Below are 14,639 nucleotides of genomic sequence, written 5' to 3'. Positions count from 1 at the left end.
GTTCACTGTCGTGGCTAAAGAAAAATTTGATCGTTCCCTTCCCCACGTTAACGTCGGCACCATCGGCCACGTTGACCACGGTAAGACCACTCTGACTGCAGCTCTGACTCGCGTCTGCTCCGAAGTTTTCGGTTCGGCCGTCGTTGAGTTCGATAAGATCGACTCGGCTCCAGAAGAAAAAGCACGCGGTATCACCATCAACACCGCTCACGTCGAGTACAACTCGAACATTCGTCACTACGCTCACGTTGACTGCCCAGGTCACGCTGACTACGTGAAGAACATGATCACCGGTGCTGCCCAGATGGACGGCGCGATCCTGGTTTGCTCGGCCGCCGATGGTCCGATGCCACAAACCCGTGAGCACATCCTGCTGTCCCGTCAGGTTGGCGTTCCGTACATCGTGGTCTTCCTGAACAAGGCTGACCTGGTAGACGACGCTGAGCTGCTGGAACTGGTCGAGATGGAAGTTCGCGACCTGCTGTCCACCTACGACTTCCCAGGCGACGACACCCCGATCATCATCGGTTCGGCTCGTATGGCTCTGGAAGGCAAAGACGACAACGAAATGGGTACCAGCGCTGTTAAGAAGCTGGTTGAAACTCTGGATGCCTACATCCCTGAGCCAGTTCGTGCCGTTGACCAGCCGTTCCTGATGCCGATCGAAGACGTCTTCTCGATCTCGGGTCGTGGTACCGTTGTTACCGGTCGTATCGAGCGTGGTATCGTCCGCGTTCAAGACGCTCTGGAAATCGTTGGTCTGCGTCCAACCACCACCACCACCTGCACCGGCGTTGAGATGTTCCGCAAGCTGCTGGACGAAGGTCGTGCTGGCGAGAACTGCGGCGTCCTGCTGCGTGGCACCAAGCGTGACGAAGTTGAGCGTGGCCAGGTTCTGGTCAAGCCAGGTTCGGTCAAGCCGCACACCAAGTTCACCGCAGAAGTCTACGTTCTGTCGAAGGAAGAAGGCGGTCGTCACACTCCGTTCTTCAAAGGCTACCGTCCTCAGTTCTACTTCCGTACCACTGACGTGACCGGTAACTGCGAACTGCCGGAAGGCGTTGAAATGGTGATGCCAGGTGACAACATTCAGATGACTGTCACCCTGATCAAGACCATCGCAATGGAAGACGGTCTGCGCTTCGCTATCCGTGAAGGCGGTCGTACCGTCGGTGCCGGCGTCGTAGCCAAAATCATCGAGTAATCACTCGGTCGATTGAAAAAGCCCCCGCTCAGCGGGGGCTTTTTTTATTGGGTTGACACTAAATTGGGGCGTCTATAGAATCACGCCTCCTTTTAACGGGCGTAGTGCGCCCGATGGGAACAGCCTGGAGTCTGAAATCCAATGCAAAATCAGCAAATCCGTATCAGGTTGAAGGCTTTTGACCATCGCCTGATCGACCAATCCACCCAGGAAATCGTGGAAACCGCGAAACGTACTGGTGCACAAGTGCGTGGTCCAATTCCACTGCCAACCCGCAAAGAGCGTTTCACCGTTCTGGTTTCCCCGCACGTCAACAAAGACGCGCGTGACCAGTACGAGATCCGCACTCATAAGCGTGTTCTGGACATCGTCCAGCCAACGGATAAAACCGTTGACGCGCTGATGAAGCTTGACCTTGCGGCAGGCGTGGAAGTACAGATCAGCCTCGGCTAAGACTTCGGTCTGAGTCGTGTAACGCTCTGAAATGGGCGGCCATAGCGGGTGAAAGCCCCGTACACTCATGAGGTTTACAACATGACTATTGGTGTAGTCGGTCGCAAGTGCGGTATGACCCGCATTTTCACCGAAGAAGGTGTCTCCATTCCGGTCACGGTCATCGAGATCGAGCCGAATCGTGTCACCCAGTTCAAAACTGAAGAAACCGATGGCTACCGTGCAGTGCAAGTCACTGTCGGCGAGCGTCGTGCTTCGCGTGTGACTGCCGCTCAGGCAGGTCACTTCGCCAAGGCTAACGTTGCCGCTGGTCGCGGTGTTTGGGAGTTCCGTCTTGAAGAAGGCGATTTCCAGGCTGGCGATCTGATCAAAGCTGAACTCTTCACTGCAGGCCAGCTGGTAGACGTAACCGGTCAGTCCAAAGGTAAAGGCTTCGCCGGTACCATCAAGCGTTGGAACTTCCGTGGTCAAGACAACACCCACGGTAACTCCGTATCGCACCGTGTCCCTGGCTCCATCGGCCAGTGCCAGACTCCTGGTCGTGTATTCAAGGGCAAGAAGATGTCCGGTCACATGGGCGCCGAGCGCGTGACTGTTCAGTCCCTGGAAGTAGTACGCGTAGACGCAGAACGCAACCTGCTGCTGATCAAGGGTGCCGTTCCAGGCGCTACTGGCGGCGACGTGGTTGTGCGTCCAGCTGTCAAGGCTCGCGGTTAAGGGGAAACTGACATGCAACTTAATGTAAATGACGCTCAGGCGATCGAAGTTTCCGAACTGACTTTCGGTGGCGAATTCAACGAGACGCTGGTACACCAAGCAGTCGTGGCCTACATGGCCGGCGGCCGTCAGGGCACCAAGCAGCAGAAGACCCGTTCCGACGTAGCAGGTGGCGGCAAGCGCCCGTGGCGTCAGAAAGGCACCGGCCGCGCTCGTGCCGGTACCACTCGCGGCCCGATCTGGCGCGGCGGTGGTGTCACCTTCGCAGCTCGTCCACAGGACCACTCGCAGAAGCTCAACAAGAAGATGTATCGCGCAGCTCTGCGCTCCATCCTCTCCGAGCTGGTACGTAGCGAGCGTCTGGTCGTAGTTCAGGACTTCGCTGTTGAAGCCCCGAAGACCAAAGACCTGCTGAACAAGCTGAACGGCATGGGTCTGAACGACGTACTGATCGTTTCCGACGCCGTTGATCAGAACCTGTACCTGGCTGCTCGTAACCTGCCGCACGTCGACGTACGTGACGTTCAGGGTTCCGATCCGGTCAGTCTGATCGCATACGAGAAAGTGTTGATCACTGTCTCGGCCGTGAAGAAATTCGAGGAGCTGCTGGGATGAACCAGGAACGCGTATTTAAAGTCCTCCTTGGCCCGCACGTTTCCGAGAAGGCTACCGTTCTGGCTGAGAAGAAAGGCCAGTTCGTATTCAAGGTTGCTACTGATGCAACCAAGCTGGAAATCAAGAAAGCTGTCGAAGGCCTGTTCAACGTAAAAGTTGAAAACGTGTCGACCGTTAACGTTCTGGGTAAAACCAAGCGTACCGCACGTGGTCTGGGCAAGCGTAATGACTGGAAGAAGGCGATCGTCTCCCTTCAGCCAGGCCAAGATCTCGATTTCAGCAGCAGTGCTGAGTAAGGAAGGGGTGCATCATGGCAATCGTTAAATGCAAACCGACTTCCCCTGGCCGCCGTTTCGTGGTCAAGGTGGTCAACAAGGAGCTGCACAAAGGCGCTCCTCACGCACCGCTGATCGAGAAGAAATCGAAGTCTGGTGGTCGTAACAACAATGGCCGCATTACCACTCGTCACGTTGGTGGTGGTCATAAGCAGCATTACCGTCTGGTTGACTTCCGTCGCAACGACAAAGATGGCATTCCTGCCACCGTCGAGCGTATTGAATACGACCCGAACCGTACTGCTCACATCGCCCTGCTGTGCTACGCAGACGGCGAGCGTCGCTACATCATCGCCCCTAAAGGCGTTGCTGCTGGCGACCAGCTGATCGCAGGTGCTCTGGCCCCAATCAAGGCCGGTAACTCCCTGCAACTGCGCAACATCCCAGTAGGTAGCACCATTCACGGCATCGAACTGAAGCCGGGTAAAGGTGCTCAGATCGCTCGTTCCGCTGGTGCTTCGGCTCAGCTGATCGCTCGCGAAGGCGCTTACGTGACCCTGCGTCTGCGCTCTGGTGAAATGCGTAAAGTCCTGGCTGAGTGCCGTGCGACCCTGGGCGAAGTCTCGAACTCCGAGCACAGCCTGCGTTCGCTGGGTAAAGCTGGTGCCAAACGCTGGCGCGGCGTTCGCCCAACCGTTCGTGGTGTTGCCATGAACCCGGTTGACCACCCGCATGGTGGTGGTGAAGGTCGTACCTCCGGTGGTCGTCATCCGGTATCGCCATGGGGCTTCCCGACCAAGGGTGCGAAGACCCGTGGTAATAAGCGTACCGACAATATGATCGTCCGTCGTCGCAAGTAACTAGAGGGATACGACAGTGCCACGTTCTCTGAAAAAAGGTCCTTTTATCGATCTTCACCTTCTGAAGAAGATCGAAGTGGCGGTGGAGAAGAACGATCGCAAGCCAGTTAAAACCTGGTCGCGCCGTTCGATGATCCTGCCACAAATGGTCGGTCTGACCATCGCGGTACACAACGGTCGTCAGCATGTTCCAGTTCTCGTGAACGAAGACATGGTCGGCCACAAACTGGGCGAGTTCGCCGGTACCCGCACCTATCGCGGGCACGTGGCTGACAAGAAAGCCAAGCGTTAAGGGGTAAGGAAATGGAAGTAGCCGCTAAGTTGTCGGGCGCTCGAATCTCCGCCCAGAAAGCCCGCTTGGTCGCCGACCAGATCCGCGGGAAGAAGGTGGGCGAAGCGCTCAACCTGTTGGCCTTCAGCAGCAAAAAAGCCGCTGAAATCATGAAGAAAGTCCTCGAGTCGGCCGTTGCCAACGCCGAACACAACGAAGGCGCAGACGTTGATGACCTGAAAGTCTCCACCGTCTTCGTCAACGAAGGGCGTTCGCTGAAGCGCATCATGCCGCGTGCCAAAGGCCGCGCTGATCGCATCGTCAAGCGGTCTTGCCATATCACTGTCAAGGTTGCGGACAAGTAACGGAGTCGATCAGATGGGTCAGAAAGTACATCCCACTGGCATTCGCCTGGGAATCGTCAAGGAGCACACCTCCGTCTGGTATGCAGACGGCGCTACTTACGCAGATTACCTGTTGAAGGATCTGAAAACGCGTGAGTACCTCCAAGACAAACTAAAAAGCGCGTCCGTAAGCCGTATCGATATTCATCGTCCGGCTCAAACTGCACGCATCACCATCCACACCGCTCGTCCCGGTATCGTTATCGGCAAGAAGGGTGAGGACGTTGAGAAGCTGCGTCAGGACCTGACCAAGCAGATGGGTGTGCCTGTGCACATCAACATCGAAGAGATCCGCAAGCCGGAACTCGACGCAATGCTGGTTGCCCAGAGCGTAGCTCAGCAGCTGGAGCGCCGCGTAATGTTCCGTCGCGCCATGAAGCGCGCCGTGCAGAACGCCATGCGTATTGGTGCCAAGGGCATCAAGATCCAGGTTAGCGGTCGTCTCGGCGGCGCCGAGATCGCTCGTACTGAGTGGTATCGCGAAGGTCGTGTGCCTCTGCACACCCTGCGTGCCGATATCGACTACAACACCTACGAAGCTCACACCACCTACGGTGTGATCGGTGTGAAGGTTTGGATCTTCAAAGGCGAAGTTATTGGTGGTCGCCAGGAAGAGCTGAAGCCTCAAGCACCAGCGCCTCGTAAAAAAGCTGCTAAGTAAGGGGTACGCCAAATGTTGCAACCAAAGCGTACAAAATTCCGTAAGCAGATGACCGGCCACAACCGTGGTCTGGCACTGCGCGGTAGCAAGGTCAGCTTCGGCGAATTCGCCCTGAAGGCTGTTGCTCGCGGTCGTCTCACCGCCCGTCAGATCGAGTCGGCACGTCGTGCCCTGACCCGTCACGTAAAACGTGGCGGCAAGATCTGGATCCGTGTCTTCCCGGACAAGCCGGTTACCAAGAAGCCTCTCGAGGTTCGTATGGGTAAAGGTAAAGGTTCCGTGGAATACTGGGTTGCCCAGATTCAGCCAGGCAAAGTCCTGTACGAGATCGAGGGTGTTTCTGAAGAGCTGGCGCGCGAGGCCTTCGCCCTGGCTGCTGCAAAGCTGCCACTCGCCACCTCCTTTGTTAAGCGGACGGTGATGTGATGAAAGCGAATGAACTTCGTGAAAAATCGGCACAGCAGCTGAATGAGCAACTGCTCGGCTTGCTGCGCGACCAGTTCAATCTGCGTATGCAGAAGGCAACTGGCCAGTTGGGGCAGTCGCACCTGCTCTCGCAAGTTAAGCGTGACATCGCTCGCGTGAAAACTGTGCTCAACCAGCAGGCAGGTAAGTGATCATGGCTGAAGCTGAAAAAACCGTCCGTACGCTGACTGGCCGTGTCGTCAGCGACAAAATGGACAAGACCATCACCGTTCTGATCGAGCGTCGCGTCAAGCACCCGATCTACGGTAAATACGTTAAGCGTTCGACTAAGCTGCACGCGCACGACGAGACCAATCAGTGCAAGATCGGCGACAAGGTTTCCATCCGTGAAACCCGTCCGCTGGCCAAGACCAAGTCCTGGGCACTGGTTGAAGTCATCGAACGCGCTGTTGAAGTCTAAGGGCGAAGGGTCGGAGAAATTTTATGATTCAGACTCAATCCATGCTCGATGTGGCCGATAACAGCGGCGCTCGTCGCGTCATGTGCATCAAGGTGCTCGGCGGTTCCCACCGCCGTTACGCCGGTATCGGTGACATCATCAAAGTTACCGTCAAGGAAGCAATTCCGCGCGGTAAGGTCAAAAAAGGCCAGGTGATGACTGCCGTTGTCGTTCGTACCCGTCATGGTGTACGTCGCGCTGACGGTTCCATCATTCGTTTCGACGGCAACGCTGCTGTTCTGCTGAACACCAAGCAAGAGCCGATCGGCACTCGCATCTTCGGGCCAGTGACCCGTGAACTTCGTACCGAGAAGTTCATGAAGATCGTCTCGCTCGCCCCTGAAGTGCTCTAAGGAGATCCGACATGCAAAAGATTCGTCGTGACGACGAGATCATCGTGATCGCCGGCAAGGACAAAGGTAAGCGCGGTAAGGTGCTGAAGGTTCTCGCTGACAACCGTCTGGTTGTTGGTGGTGTCAACCTGGTCAAGCGTCATACCAAGCCTAACCCGATGGCGGGCGTCCAGGGCGGTATCGTCGAGAAAGAAGCGCCTCTGCACGCTTCCAACGTTGCCATTTTCAATGGTGAAACCAACAAGGCTGACCGCGTTGGCTTCAAGGTTGAAGACGGCAAGAAAATTCGTGTCTTCAAGTCGACCCAGAAAGCGGTTGATGCTTGAACACTGCTAGGTAGAAGACAATGGCACGACTGAAAGAGATTTACCGGAACGAAATCGCTCCCAAGCTTAAGGAAGAACTTAAGCTGGCGAACGTGATGGAAGTTCCTCGCGTAACCAAGATCACCCTGAACATGGGTCTGGGCGAAGCGGTCGGTGACAAGAAAGTCATCGAGAACGCCGTTGCCGACCTGGAAAAGATCACCGGCCAAAAAGCCGTTGTGACTTTCGCTCGCAAGTCGATTGCGGGTTTCAAGGTTCGTGAAGGTTGGCCGATTGGCGTCAAGGTAACCCTGCGCCGTGATCGTATGTACGAATTCCTGGACCGCCTGCTGGCGATCTCCCTGCCTCGGGTTCGCGACTTCCGCGGCCTGAATGCCAAGTCCTTCGATGGTCGTGGCAACTACAGCATGGGCGTGAAAGAGCAGATCATCTTCCCGGAAATCGACTACGACAAGATCGATGCTCTGCGCGGTCTGGACATCACCCTGACCACCACTGCTCGTACGGATGACGAAGGTCGCGCCCTGCTGCGTGCTTTCAAATTCCCGTTCCGCAACTGATTGGAGTAGGAAAATGGCCAAGAAGAGCATGAAGAACCGCGAGCTGAAGCGTCAGCTCACGGTAGCTAAGTACGCTAAGAAGCGTGCAGAGCTGAAAGCGACCATCGTCAACCTGAACGCCTCTCCTGAAGAGCGTTTCGCTGCCGTAGTCGCTCTGCAGAAGCAGCCACGTGACGCCAGCGCCTCGCGCCTGCGTAACCGTTGCCGCCTGACCGGTCGTCCTCACGGTGTATACCGTAAGTTCGGCCTGGGCCGTAACATGCTGCGTCAAGCTGCAATGCGTGGTGATGTTCCAGGTCTGGTCAAGGCCTCCTGGTAATCGCTGCAGGTGTAGAACCGGCGGAAGGGGAGAGATCTTCCGACCGTCGGTAACCTCGCCAACGAACAAGCCCCTTCATGGGGCTTGTTTCGTTTCTGCCTTGTGTCTAGAATGACCGGCTCACCTGAGCCTGGGTTTTTTACCCTGCCCGCTCGGGTGGTTGTGATAGCCGCAAGGCTAATAATTCTTGTATCAGGAGCATCTAGCCCATGAGTATGCAGGACCCGTTAGCGGACATGCTAACTCGCATCCGTAATGCCCAGATGGCTGAAAAGTCCGTCGTAAGCATGCCTTCCTCCACCCTGAAGGTCGCGGTTGCCAAAGTTCTGAAGGACGAAGGTTACATCGCTGGCTACCAGGTAACTGGTGAGGCCAAGCCTTCCCTGTCGATCGAACTGAAGTACTTCGAAGGCCGTCCGGTCATCGAGGAACTGAAGCGCTCCAGCCGTCCAGGCCTGCGCCAGTACAAGTCCGTCGCAGAGCTGCCGAAAGTACGTGGCGGCCTGGGCGTGTCTATCGTCTCCACCAACAAAGGTGTGATGACTGATCGCGCTGCGCGCGCTGCCGGTGTCGGCGGCGAAGTTCTGTGCACAGTGTTCTAAGGGGAGATAGGCATGTCTCGCGTCGCTAAGAACCCCGTTAAGCTGCCAGCTGGCGTCGAAGTCAAATTCGCCGGCCAACAGCTTTCGGTTAAGGGTGCCAAAGGCACTCTCGAACTGAACGTTCACTCGTCTGTTGAAGTTACCGAAGAGTCTGGTGAGCTGCGTTTCGCCGCTCGCAACGGTGACCAGCAAGCCCGCGCCATGGCCGGTACCACCCGTGCTCTGGTCAACAACATGGTTCAGGGCGTAAGCCAAGGCTTCGAGCGCAAGCTCCAGCTGATCGGTGTTGGTTACAAAGCACAGGCCAAAGGCACCGTCCTGAACCTGGCTCTGGGCTTCTCGCACCCAGTGGACTACGAACTGCCAGCCGGCATCACCGCTGAAACTCCCAGCCAGACCGACATCCTGATCAAGGGTATCGACAAGCAGCTGGTTGGTCAGGTGGCCGCTGAAATCCGCGACTTCCGTCCGCCAGAGCCTTACAAAGGCAAGGGTGTGCGTTACGCGGACGAAGTAGTCCGTCGTAAAGAAGCCAAGAAGAAGTAGGGCCTAGCAAATGACCGACAAAAAAGTTACTCGACTGCGTCGCGCTCGCAAAGCACGCCTGAAAATGCACGAGCTCGAAGCCGTGCGTCTCTGCGTGTTCCGCTCCTCGCAGCACATCTACGCCCAGGTCATTTCGGCCGACGGCAGCAAGGTTCTGGCAAGCGCCTCGACCTTGGACAAAGAACTGCGTGATGGCGCCACCGGCAACATCGACGCGGCCACTAAGGTTGGCAAGCTGGTAGCTGAGCGCGCGAAAGCCGCCGGCGTTTCTCAAGTTGCTTTCGACCGTTCTGGCTTCAAGTACCACGGCCGCGTCAAGGCGCTGGCTGATGCTGCTCGTGAAGGCGGGCTGGAGTTCTAAGTTATGGCAAATAACGACCAAAAGCGCGACGAAGGCTACATCGAGAAGCTGGTTCAAGTTAACCGCGTTGCAAAAACCGTCAAAGGCGGCCGTATCTTCACCTTCACCGCGCTGACCGTGGTAGGTGATGGTAAGGGCCGTGTCGGCTTCGGCCGTGGCAAGTCGCGCGAAGTACCAGCCGCGATTCAGAAAGCCATGGAAGCTGCCCGTCGCAACATGATTCAGGTAGACCTGAAGGGCACCACCCTGCAGTACGCCACCAAGGCAGCCCACGGCGCCTCGAAGGTTTACATGCAGCCTGCCTCGGAAGGTACCGGTATCATCGCCGGCGGCGCAATGCGTGCTGTCCTGGAAGTTGCTGGTGTCCAGAACGTTCTGGCCAAGTGCTACGGTTCGACCAACCCAGTGAACGTGGTTTACGCCACCTTCAAGGGTCTGAAAGCCATGCAATCTCCTGAGTCCATTGCTGCCAAGCGCGGCAAGAGCGTTGAGGAGATCATCTGATTATGGCAACCGTAAAAGTAACGCTGATCAAAAGCACCGCCGGCCGCCTGCCTAACCACAAACTGTGCGTTAAGGGTCTGGGTCTGCGTCGCATCGGTCACACTGTAGAAGTCCAGGATACTCCCGAGAACCGCGGGATGATCAACAAGGCTTACTACATGCTGCGCGTCGAGGGTTAATCGATGAAACTCAATGATCTGAGTCCAGCGCCGGGTTCCCGTCGCGAGAAGCATCGTCCGGGTCGTGGTATCGGTAGCGGTTTGGGCAAGACCGGTGGCCGCGGCCACAAAGGTCAGACCTCCCGTTCCGGTGGTTCGATCGCTCCGGGCTTCGAAGGCGGTCAACAGCCGCTGCACCGTCGTCTGCCGAAATTCGGCTTCGTTTCCCTGAAAGCCATGGACCGCGCTGAAGTGCGTCTGTCCGAGCTGGCCAAAGTGGAAGGCGACGTGGTCTCCGTGCAATCCCTGAAGGATGCCAACGTGATCGGCCAGAACGTACAGCGTGTGAAAATCATGCTGTCGGGCGAAGTCACTCGCGCAGTCACCATCAAGGGTATCGCAGCCACCAAGGGTGCGCGTGCGGCTATCGAAGCAGCTGGCGGCAAGTTCGAGGAATAAATGGCTAAGCAAGGTGCTCTCTCTTCGCTCGGTAAGGGCGGGATGTCGGAACTCTGGGCTCGTCTGCGCTTTCTGTTCATGGCGATCATCGTCTATCGGATCGGCGCGCATATCCCGGTGCCTGGCATCAATCCGGACCGTCTGGCGGATCTGTTTCGGCAGAATGAGGGGACCATTCTTAGCTTGTTCAACATGTTTTCCGGTGGTGCGCTGGAGCGCATGAGTATCTTTGCACTGGGGATCATGCCGTACATCTCGGCATCGATCATCATGCAGCTCATGACCGCGGTCAGCCCACAACTGGAGCAGTTGAAGAAGGAAGGTGAAGCTGGCCGTCGCAAGATCAGCCAGTACACCCGCTACGGCACCGTTATCCTGGCACTGGTTCAAGCCATTGGCATGTCCATTGGCCTGGCCAACCAGGGCGTGGCGTTTTCTGTTGGTCTGAGCTTCTATGTTGTCGCCGTTGCCACTTTCGTGGCCGGCGCGATGTTCATGATGTGGCTGGGCGAGCAGATCACCGAGCGCGGTGTGGGCAACGGTATCTCGATGTTGATCTTCGCAGGTATCGTTGCCGGTCTTCCGAGAGCAATCGGGCAGTCTTTCGAGTCTGCGCGTACAGGCGATATCAACATTTTCGCCCTGGTCGCTATCGGTTTGCTGGCAGTAGCGATTATCGGCTTTGTGGTGTTCATTGAGCGTGGTCAGCGTCGTATCGCCGTTCACTACGCCAAGCGTCAGCAGGGCCGTAAGGTCTTTGCTGCGCAGACCAGCCACTTGCCGCTCAAGGTGAACATGGCAGGGGTCATCCCGGCTATTTTCGCCAGCAGCATTTTGCTGTTCCCGGCTTCGCTGGGTGCCTGGTTCGGTCAGTCCGAGGGTATGGGCTGGCTGCAGGACATCTCGCAGTCGATCGCTCCTGGTCAGCCGTTGAACATTCTGCTGTTTAGTGCAGGGGTCATTTTCTTCTGCTTCTTCTATACAGCGTTGATGTTCAACCCGAAAGACGTAGCGGAAAACCTGAAGAAGTCCGGTGCCTTTATTCCGGGTATCCGTCCTGGTGAGCAGTCGGCGCGCTATATCGATGGCGTTCTGACTCGTCTGACCATGTTCGGTGCTCTTTACATGATGGCCGTCTGCCTTCTGCCCCAGTTCCTGGTGGTGGCAGCAAACGTGCCGTTCTACCTTGGCGGGACCTCGTTGCTGATTGTGGTAGTGGTTGTGATGGACTTCATGTCCCAAGTACAATCGCACCTCGTTTCGCACCAGTACGAATCCCTGATGAAGAAAGCCAACCTGAAAGGCTACGGTGGCAGCGGTCTGCTGCGCTGATAGTCCCCTAAGGTTCGAGGAGTCGGTAATGAAAGTTCGTGCATCGGTGAAAAAGCTGTGCCGCAACTGCAAGATCATTCGTCGCGAAGGTATCGTGCGCGTGATCTGCAGCGCGGAACCGCGTCACAAGCAGCGCCAAGGCTGAGTGTGATCCGCGCTTCAAACCCAGCAGCTAGTGTGCTGCTGGGTTGATTATTCGTTTCTACAGCGATATTATCTCGCGCCCTATTTCTTGGCTTCCGGGGCGTAGGTAGCTGTCAATTGGAGTCCCACTGAATGGCCCGTATTGCAGGCGTCAACATTCCAGATAACAAGCACACTGTTATCTCGCTGACCTACATCTATGGTGTCGGTCGCACAACTGCACAGAAGATCTGTGCAGACGCTGGTGTAAATCCAGCCGCTAAGATCAAGGATCTGAGCGACGAGCAAATCGAAACCCTGCGTGGCGAAGTCGCGAAGTTCACCACTGAAGGTGACCTGCGCCGTGACATCAACATGAAGATCAAGCGCTTGATGGACCTGGGTTGCTACCGCGGCCTGCGTCATCGTAAAGGTCTGCCGGTTCGCGGTCAGCGCACCAAGACCAACGCACGCACCCGTAAGGGCCCGCGTAAGCCGATCCGCAAGTAATCGCCCAGGAATATAGACATGGCAAAACCTGCTGCTCGTCCTCGTAAGAAAGTCAAAAAGACAGTGGTTGATGGCATCGCCCACATCCATGCGTCTTTCAACAACACCATCGTGACCATCACCGACCGTCAGGGCAACGCATTGTCCTGGGCTACTTCCGGTGGTTCGGGTTTCCGTGGTTCGCGCAAATCCACCCCGTTCGCAGCCCAGATCGCTGCTGAGCGTGCTGGTCAAGCTGCGCTGGAATATGGCCTGAAGAACCTCGACGTCAACGTCAAGGGTCCAGGTCCAGGTCGTGAGTCCGCCGTTCGTGCACTGAACAGCTGCGGCTACAAGATCGCCAGCATCACCGACGTGACGCCAATCCCGCACAACGGGTGCCGTCCGCCGAAGAAGCGTCGCGTGTAATCAGGAGACAGATAAATGGCACGTTACATTGGTCCAAAATGCAAACTGTCTCGTCGTGAAGGCACCGACCTGTTCCTGAAGAGCGGCGTTCGCGCTCTGGAATCGAAGTGCAACATCGAAGCAGCCCCAGGTATCCACGGCCAGCGCCGTGGCCGTCAGTCCGACTACGGTACCCAGCTGCGCGAGAAGCAAAAAGTTCGTCGTATCTACGGTGTACTGGAGCGTCAGTTCCGCGGTTACTACCAGGCTGCCGCCTCGAAAAAAGGCGCTACCGGTGAAAACCTGCTGCAACTGCTCGAGTGCCGTCTGGATAACGTTGTCTACCGTATGGGCTTCGGTTCCACTCGTTCGGAATCGCGTCAGCTGGTTTCGCACAAGGCAATCAGCGTCAACGGCAAGACCGTAAACATTCCATCCTACCAAGTTCGTCCGGGTGACGTGGTCGCGGTTCGCGAGAAGTCGCAGAACCAGCTGCGCATTGTTCAAGCCCTTGAACTGTGCGCCCAGCGTGGCCGCGTTGAGTGGGTTGACGTGGATGCTGCCAAGAAGTCGGGCGTTTTCAAGAACGTTCCTGCTCGCAGCGACCTGTCCGCCGACATCAACGAAAACCTGATTGTCGAGCTCTACTCCAAGTAAGGGCTAGAAAATAGGTGCATCCATGCAGATTTCGGTAAATGAGTTCCTGACACCCCGCCACATTGATGTGCAGGTTGTCAGTCCGACCCGCGCCAAGATCACGCTCGAGCCTCTCGAGCGTGGTTTCGGCCATACCCTGGGCAACGCGCTGCGCCGCATCCTGTTGTCCTCCATGCCTGGCTGTGCAGTAGTCGAGGCCGAGATCGATGGCGTACTCCACGAGTACTCCGCGATCGAAGGTGTACAGGAAGACGTCATTGAAATCCTGTTGAACCTCAAAGGCCTGGCTATCAAACTGCACGGTCGTGACGAAGTTACGCTGACCTTGTCGAAAAAGGGTTCGGGGGTGGTTACCGCTGCCGATATTCAGCTGGATCACGATGTCGAGATCGTCAATCCCGATCACGTAATCGCGAACCTGGCGTCCAACGGCGCCCTGAACATGAAGCTCACCGTAGCTCGTGGTCGCGGTTACGAGCCGGCCGACTCCCGTCAAACCGACGAAGACGAAAGCCGCAGCATCGGCCGTCTGCAGTTGGACGCTTCGTTCAGCCCGGTGCGTCGTATCGCCTATGTGGTCGAGAACGCCCGTGTTGAACAGCGTACCAACTTGGACAAGCTGGTCATCGATCTGGAAACCAACGGTACCCTGGACCCTGAAGAGGCTATCCGCCGCGCCGCGACCATCCTGCAACAGCAGTTGGCCGCGTTCGTCGACCTCAAAGGTGACAGCGAGCCTGTTGTAGTCGAGCAGGAAGACGAGATCGATCCGATCCTGCTGCGTCCGGTTGACGATCTGGAACTGACCGTACGTTCGGCCAACTGCCTCAAGGCGGAGAACATCTACTACATCGGCGACCTGATTCAGCGTACCGAAGTAGAGCTGTTGAAGACTCCTAACCTGGGCAAGAAGTCCCTGACTGAAATCAAGGACGTCCTGGCCTCTCGTGGTCTGTCTCTCGGCATGCGCCTCGACAACTGGCCGCCTGCAAGTCTTAAGAAAGACGACAAGGCGACCGCCTGATCGTCGTAATCACCGAACGTAGTGTTTGGTAAG

At 56.7% G+C, this 14,639-nt stretch carries 28 protein-coding genes; all 28 read left to right on the top strand.

Going from position 1 to position 14,639, the window contains the following annotated elements; translation table 11 throughout:
* The first annotated feature begins 10 nt into the window (after positions 1-10).
* The 28 genes from tuf to ACNFCH_RS14600 all read left to right on the top strand — a co-directional run bounded on the left by tuf (position 11) and on the right by ACNFCH_RS14600 (position 14,606).
* On the top strand, positions 11-1,204 hold the full coding sequence (gene tuf, locus ACNFCH_RS14735; protein WP_099593972.1) for an elongation factor Tu: 1,194 nt from the start codon (positions 11-13) through the stop codon (positions 1,202-1,204).
* Between the two features lie 141 nt (positions 1,205-1,345).
* The gene (rpsJ, locus tag ACNFCH_RS14730) at positions 1,346-1,657 is read left to right on the top strand and encodes a 30S ribosomal protein S10 (protein ID WP_003186070.1); all 312 of its coding nucleotides are present in this window, start codon (positions 1,346-1,348) and stop codon (positions 1,655-1,657) included.
* Between the two features lie 81 nt (positions 1,658-1,738).
* Positions 1,739-2,374 carry a 50S ribosomal protein L3 gene (gene rplC, locus ACNFCH_RS14725; protein ID WP_054893562.1) on the top strand — a complete coding sequence of 212 codons (636 nt, stop codon included), beginning with the start codon at positions 1,739-1,741 and terminating at the stop codon, positions 2,372-2,374.
* 12 nt (positions 2,375-2,386) lie between these two features.
* Positions 2,387-2,989: a 50S ribosomal protein L4 gene (rplD, locus tag ACNFCH_RS14720; protein ID WP_043210315.1), complete on the top strand. Its 603-nt coding sequence runs from the start codon at positions 2,387-2,389 to the stop codon at positions 2,987-2,989.
* Positions 2,986-3,285 (top strand): 50S ribosomal protein L23, encoded by a 300-nt coding sequence (gene rplW, locus ACNFCH_RS14715; protein WP_003255484.1) that lies wholly within the window; start codon positions 2,986-2,988, stop codon positions 3,283-3,285. The genes rplD and rplW overlap by 4 nt, the downstream gene beginning before the upstream one ends.
* 14 nt (positions 3,286-3,299) lie before the next feature.
* Positions 3,300-4,124 carry a 50S ribosomal protein L2 gene (gene rplB, locus ACNFCH_RS14710; RefSeq protein WP_070093899.1) on the top strand — a complete coding sequence of 275 codons (825 nt, stop codon included), beginning with the start codon at positions 3,300-3,302 and terminating at the stop codon, positions 4,122-4,124.
* Positions 4,125-4,140: 16 nt separating this feature from the next.
* Positions 4,141-4,416, top strand: coding sequence for a 30S ribosomal protein S19 (gene rpsS, locus ACNFCH_RS14705; RefSeq protein WP_010486981.1), 276 nt, complete (start codon positions 4,141-4,143; stop codon positions 4,414-4,416).
* Positions 4,417-4,427: 11 nt separating this feature from the next.
* Positions 4,428-4,760, top strand: coding sequence for a 50S ribosomal protein L22 (gene rplV, locus ACNFCH_RS14700; protein ID WP_003103908.1), 333 nt, complete (start codon positions 4,428-4,430; stop codon positions 4,758-4,760).
* Positions 4,761-4,773: 13 nt separating this feature from the next.
* Positions 4,774-5,460 (top strand): 30S ribosomal protein S3, encoded by a 687-nt coding sequence (gene rpsC / locus ACNFCH_RS14695; RefSeq protein ID WP_003255481.1) that lies wholly within the window; start codon positions 4,774-4,776, stop codon positions 5,458-5,460.
* Between the two features lie 12 nt (positions 5,461-5,472).
* Positions 5,473-5,886 (top strand): 50S ribosomal protein L16, encoded by a 414-nt coding sequence (rplP, locus tag ACNFCH_RS14690; RefSeq protein ID WP_009397508.1) that lies wholly within the window; start codon positions 5,473-5,475, stop codon positions 5,884-5,886.
* Complete coding sequence (gene rpmC / locus ACNFCH_RS14685) at positions 5,886-6,077, top strand: 50S ribosomal protein L29 (RefSeq protein ID WP_002555481.1); 192 nt, start codon at positions 5,886-5,888, stop codon at positions 6,075-6,077. Before rplP ends, rpmC begins: the two co-directional genes overlap by 1 nt.
* Positions 6,078-6,079: 2 nt before the next feature.
* A complete protein-coding gene (rpsQ, locus tag ACNFCH_RS14680) occupies positions 6,080-6,346 on the top strand; it encodes a 30S ribosomal protein S17 (RefSeq protein ID WP_043210310.1) in 267 nt (88 codons plus the stop codon).
* A gap of 23 nt (positions 6,347-6,369) precedes the next feature.
* The gene (gene rplN / locus ACNFCH_RS14675; RefSeq protein WP_008089810.1) at positions 6,370-6,738 is read left to right on the top strand and encodes a 50S ribosomal protein L14; all 369 of its coding nucleotides are present in this window, start codon (positions 6,370-6,372) and stop codon (positions 6,736-6,738) included.
* A gap of 11 nt (positions 6,739-6,749) precedes the next feature.
* A complete protein-coding gene (gene rplX / locus ACNFCH_RS14670; RefSeq protein WP_013970637.1) occupies positions 6,750-7,064 on the top strand; it encodes a 50S ribosomal protein L24 in 315 nt (104 codons plus the stop codon).
* 20 nt (positions 7,065-7,084) lie between these two features.
* The gene (rplE, locus tag ACNFCH_RS14665; RefSeq protein WP_043210306.1) at positions 7,085-7,624 is read left to right on the top strand and encodes a 50S ribosomal protein L5; all 540 of its coding nucleotides are present in this window, start codon (positions 7,085-7,087) and stop codon (positions 7,622-7,624) included.
* A 13-nt stretch (positions 7,625-7,637) separates the two neighbouring features.
* Positions 7,638-7,943 (top strand): 30S ribosomal protein S14, encoded by a 306-nt coding sequence (rpsN, locus tag ACNFCH_RS14660; RefSeq protein WP_013970638.1) that lies wholly within the window; start codon positions 7,638-7,640, stop codon positions 7,941-7,943.
* Between the two features lie 209 nt (positions 7,944-8,152).
* Positions 8,153-8,545: a 30S ribosomal protein S8 gene (rpsH, locus tag ACNFCH_RS14655; RefSeq protein ID WP_009681971.1), complete on the top strand. Its 393-nt coding sequence runs from the start codon at positions 8,153-8,155 to the stop codon at positions 8,543-8,545.
* Between the two features lie 12 nt (positions 8,546-8,557).
* Entirely contained in the window at positions 8,558-9,091 is a 534-nt protein-coding gene (gene rplF / locus ACNFCH_RS14650; protein WP_070093900.1) for a 50S ribosomal protein L6, read from the top strand.
* Between the two features lie 10 nt (positions 9,092-9,101).
* Positions 9,102-9,452, top strand: coding sequence for a 50S ribosomal protein L18 (gene rplR / locus ACNFCH_RS14645; protein ID WP_011531893.1), 351 nt, complete (start codon positions 9,102-9,104; stop codon positions 9,450-9,452).
* A 3-nt stretch (positions 9,453-9,455) separates the two neighbouring features.
* Complete coding sequence (rpsE, locus tag ACNFCH_RS14640) at positions 9,456-9,956, top strand: 30S ribosomal protein S5 (protein WP_023382626.1); 501 nt, start codon at positions 9,456-9,458, stop codon at positions 9,954-9,956.
* A gap of 2 nt (positions 9,957-9,958) precedes the next feature.
* Entirely contained in the window at positions 9,959-10,135 is a 177-nt protein-coding gene (gene rpmD / locus ACNFCH_RS14635) for a 50S ribosomal protein L30 (protein WP_009397493.1), read from the top strand.
* A 3-nt stretch (positions 10,136-10,138) separates the two neighbouring features.
* The gene (gene rplO, locus ACNFCH_RS14630) at positions 10,139-10,573 is read left to right on the top strand and encodes a 50S ribosomal protein L15 (protein ID WP_023382625.1); all 435 of its coding nucleotides are present in this window, start codon (positions 10,139-10,141) and stop codon (positions 10,571-10,573) included.
* The gene (gene secY / locus ACNFCH_RS14625) at positions 10,574-11,905 is read left to right on the top strand and encodes a preprotein translocase subunit SecY (RefSeq protein ID WP_416743030.1); all 1,332 of its coding nucleotides are present in this window, start codon (positions 10,574-10,576) and stop codon (positions 11,903-11,905) included.
* Positions 11,906-11,933: 28 nt separating this feature from the next.
* Positions 11,934-12,050, top strand: a complete 117-nt coding sequence (rpmJ, locus tag ACNFCH_RS14620; protein ID WP_011531897.1) for a 50S ribosomal protein L36 — start codon at positions 11,934-11,936, stop codon at positions 12,048-12,050.
* A gap of 131 nt (positions 12,051-12,181) precedes the next feature.
* Entirely contained in the window at positions 12,182-12,538 is a 357-nt protein-coding gene (gene rpsM, locus ACNFCH_RS14615; protein ID WP_003255457.1) for a 30S ribosomal protein S13, read from the top strand.
* Between the two features lie 18 nt (positions 12,539-12,556).
* A complete protein-coding gene (gene rpsK, locus ACNFCH_RS14610) occupies positions 12,557-12,946 on the top strand; it encodes a 30S ribosomal protein S11 (RefSeq protein WP_003255454.1) in 390 nt (129 codons plus the stop codon).
* Between the two features lie 15 nt (positions 12,947-12,961).
* A complete protein-coding gene (gene rpsD, locus ACNFCH_RS14605; protein ID WP_196165009.1) occupies positions 12,962-13,582 on the top strand; it encodes a 30S ribosomal protein S4 in 621 nt (206 codons plus the stop codon).
* Between the two features lie 22 nt (positions 13,583-13,604).
* Positions 13,605-14,606 carry a DNA-directed RNA polymerase subunit alpha gene (locus ACNFCH_RS14600; RefSeq protein ID WP_003255452.1) on the top strand — a complete coding sequence of 334 codons (1,002 nt, stop codon included), beginning with the start codon at positions 13,605-13,607 and terminating at the stop codon, positions 14,604-14,606.
* Positions 14,607-14,639: the final 33 nt, after the last annotated feature.

This window comes from Pseudomonas sp. NY15354 (genome assembly GCF_048068075.1).
In the GTDB taxonomy this organism is placed as follows: domain Bacteria; phylum Pseudomonadota; class Gammaproteobacteria; order Pseudomonadales; family Pseudomonadaceae; genus Aquipseudomonas; species Aquipseudomonas guariconensis_C.
The sequence above is the reverse complement of the archived record's forward strand: the minus strand, read 5'-3'. Positions and strand labels throughout refer to the sequence as shown.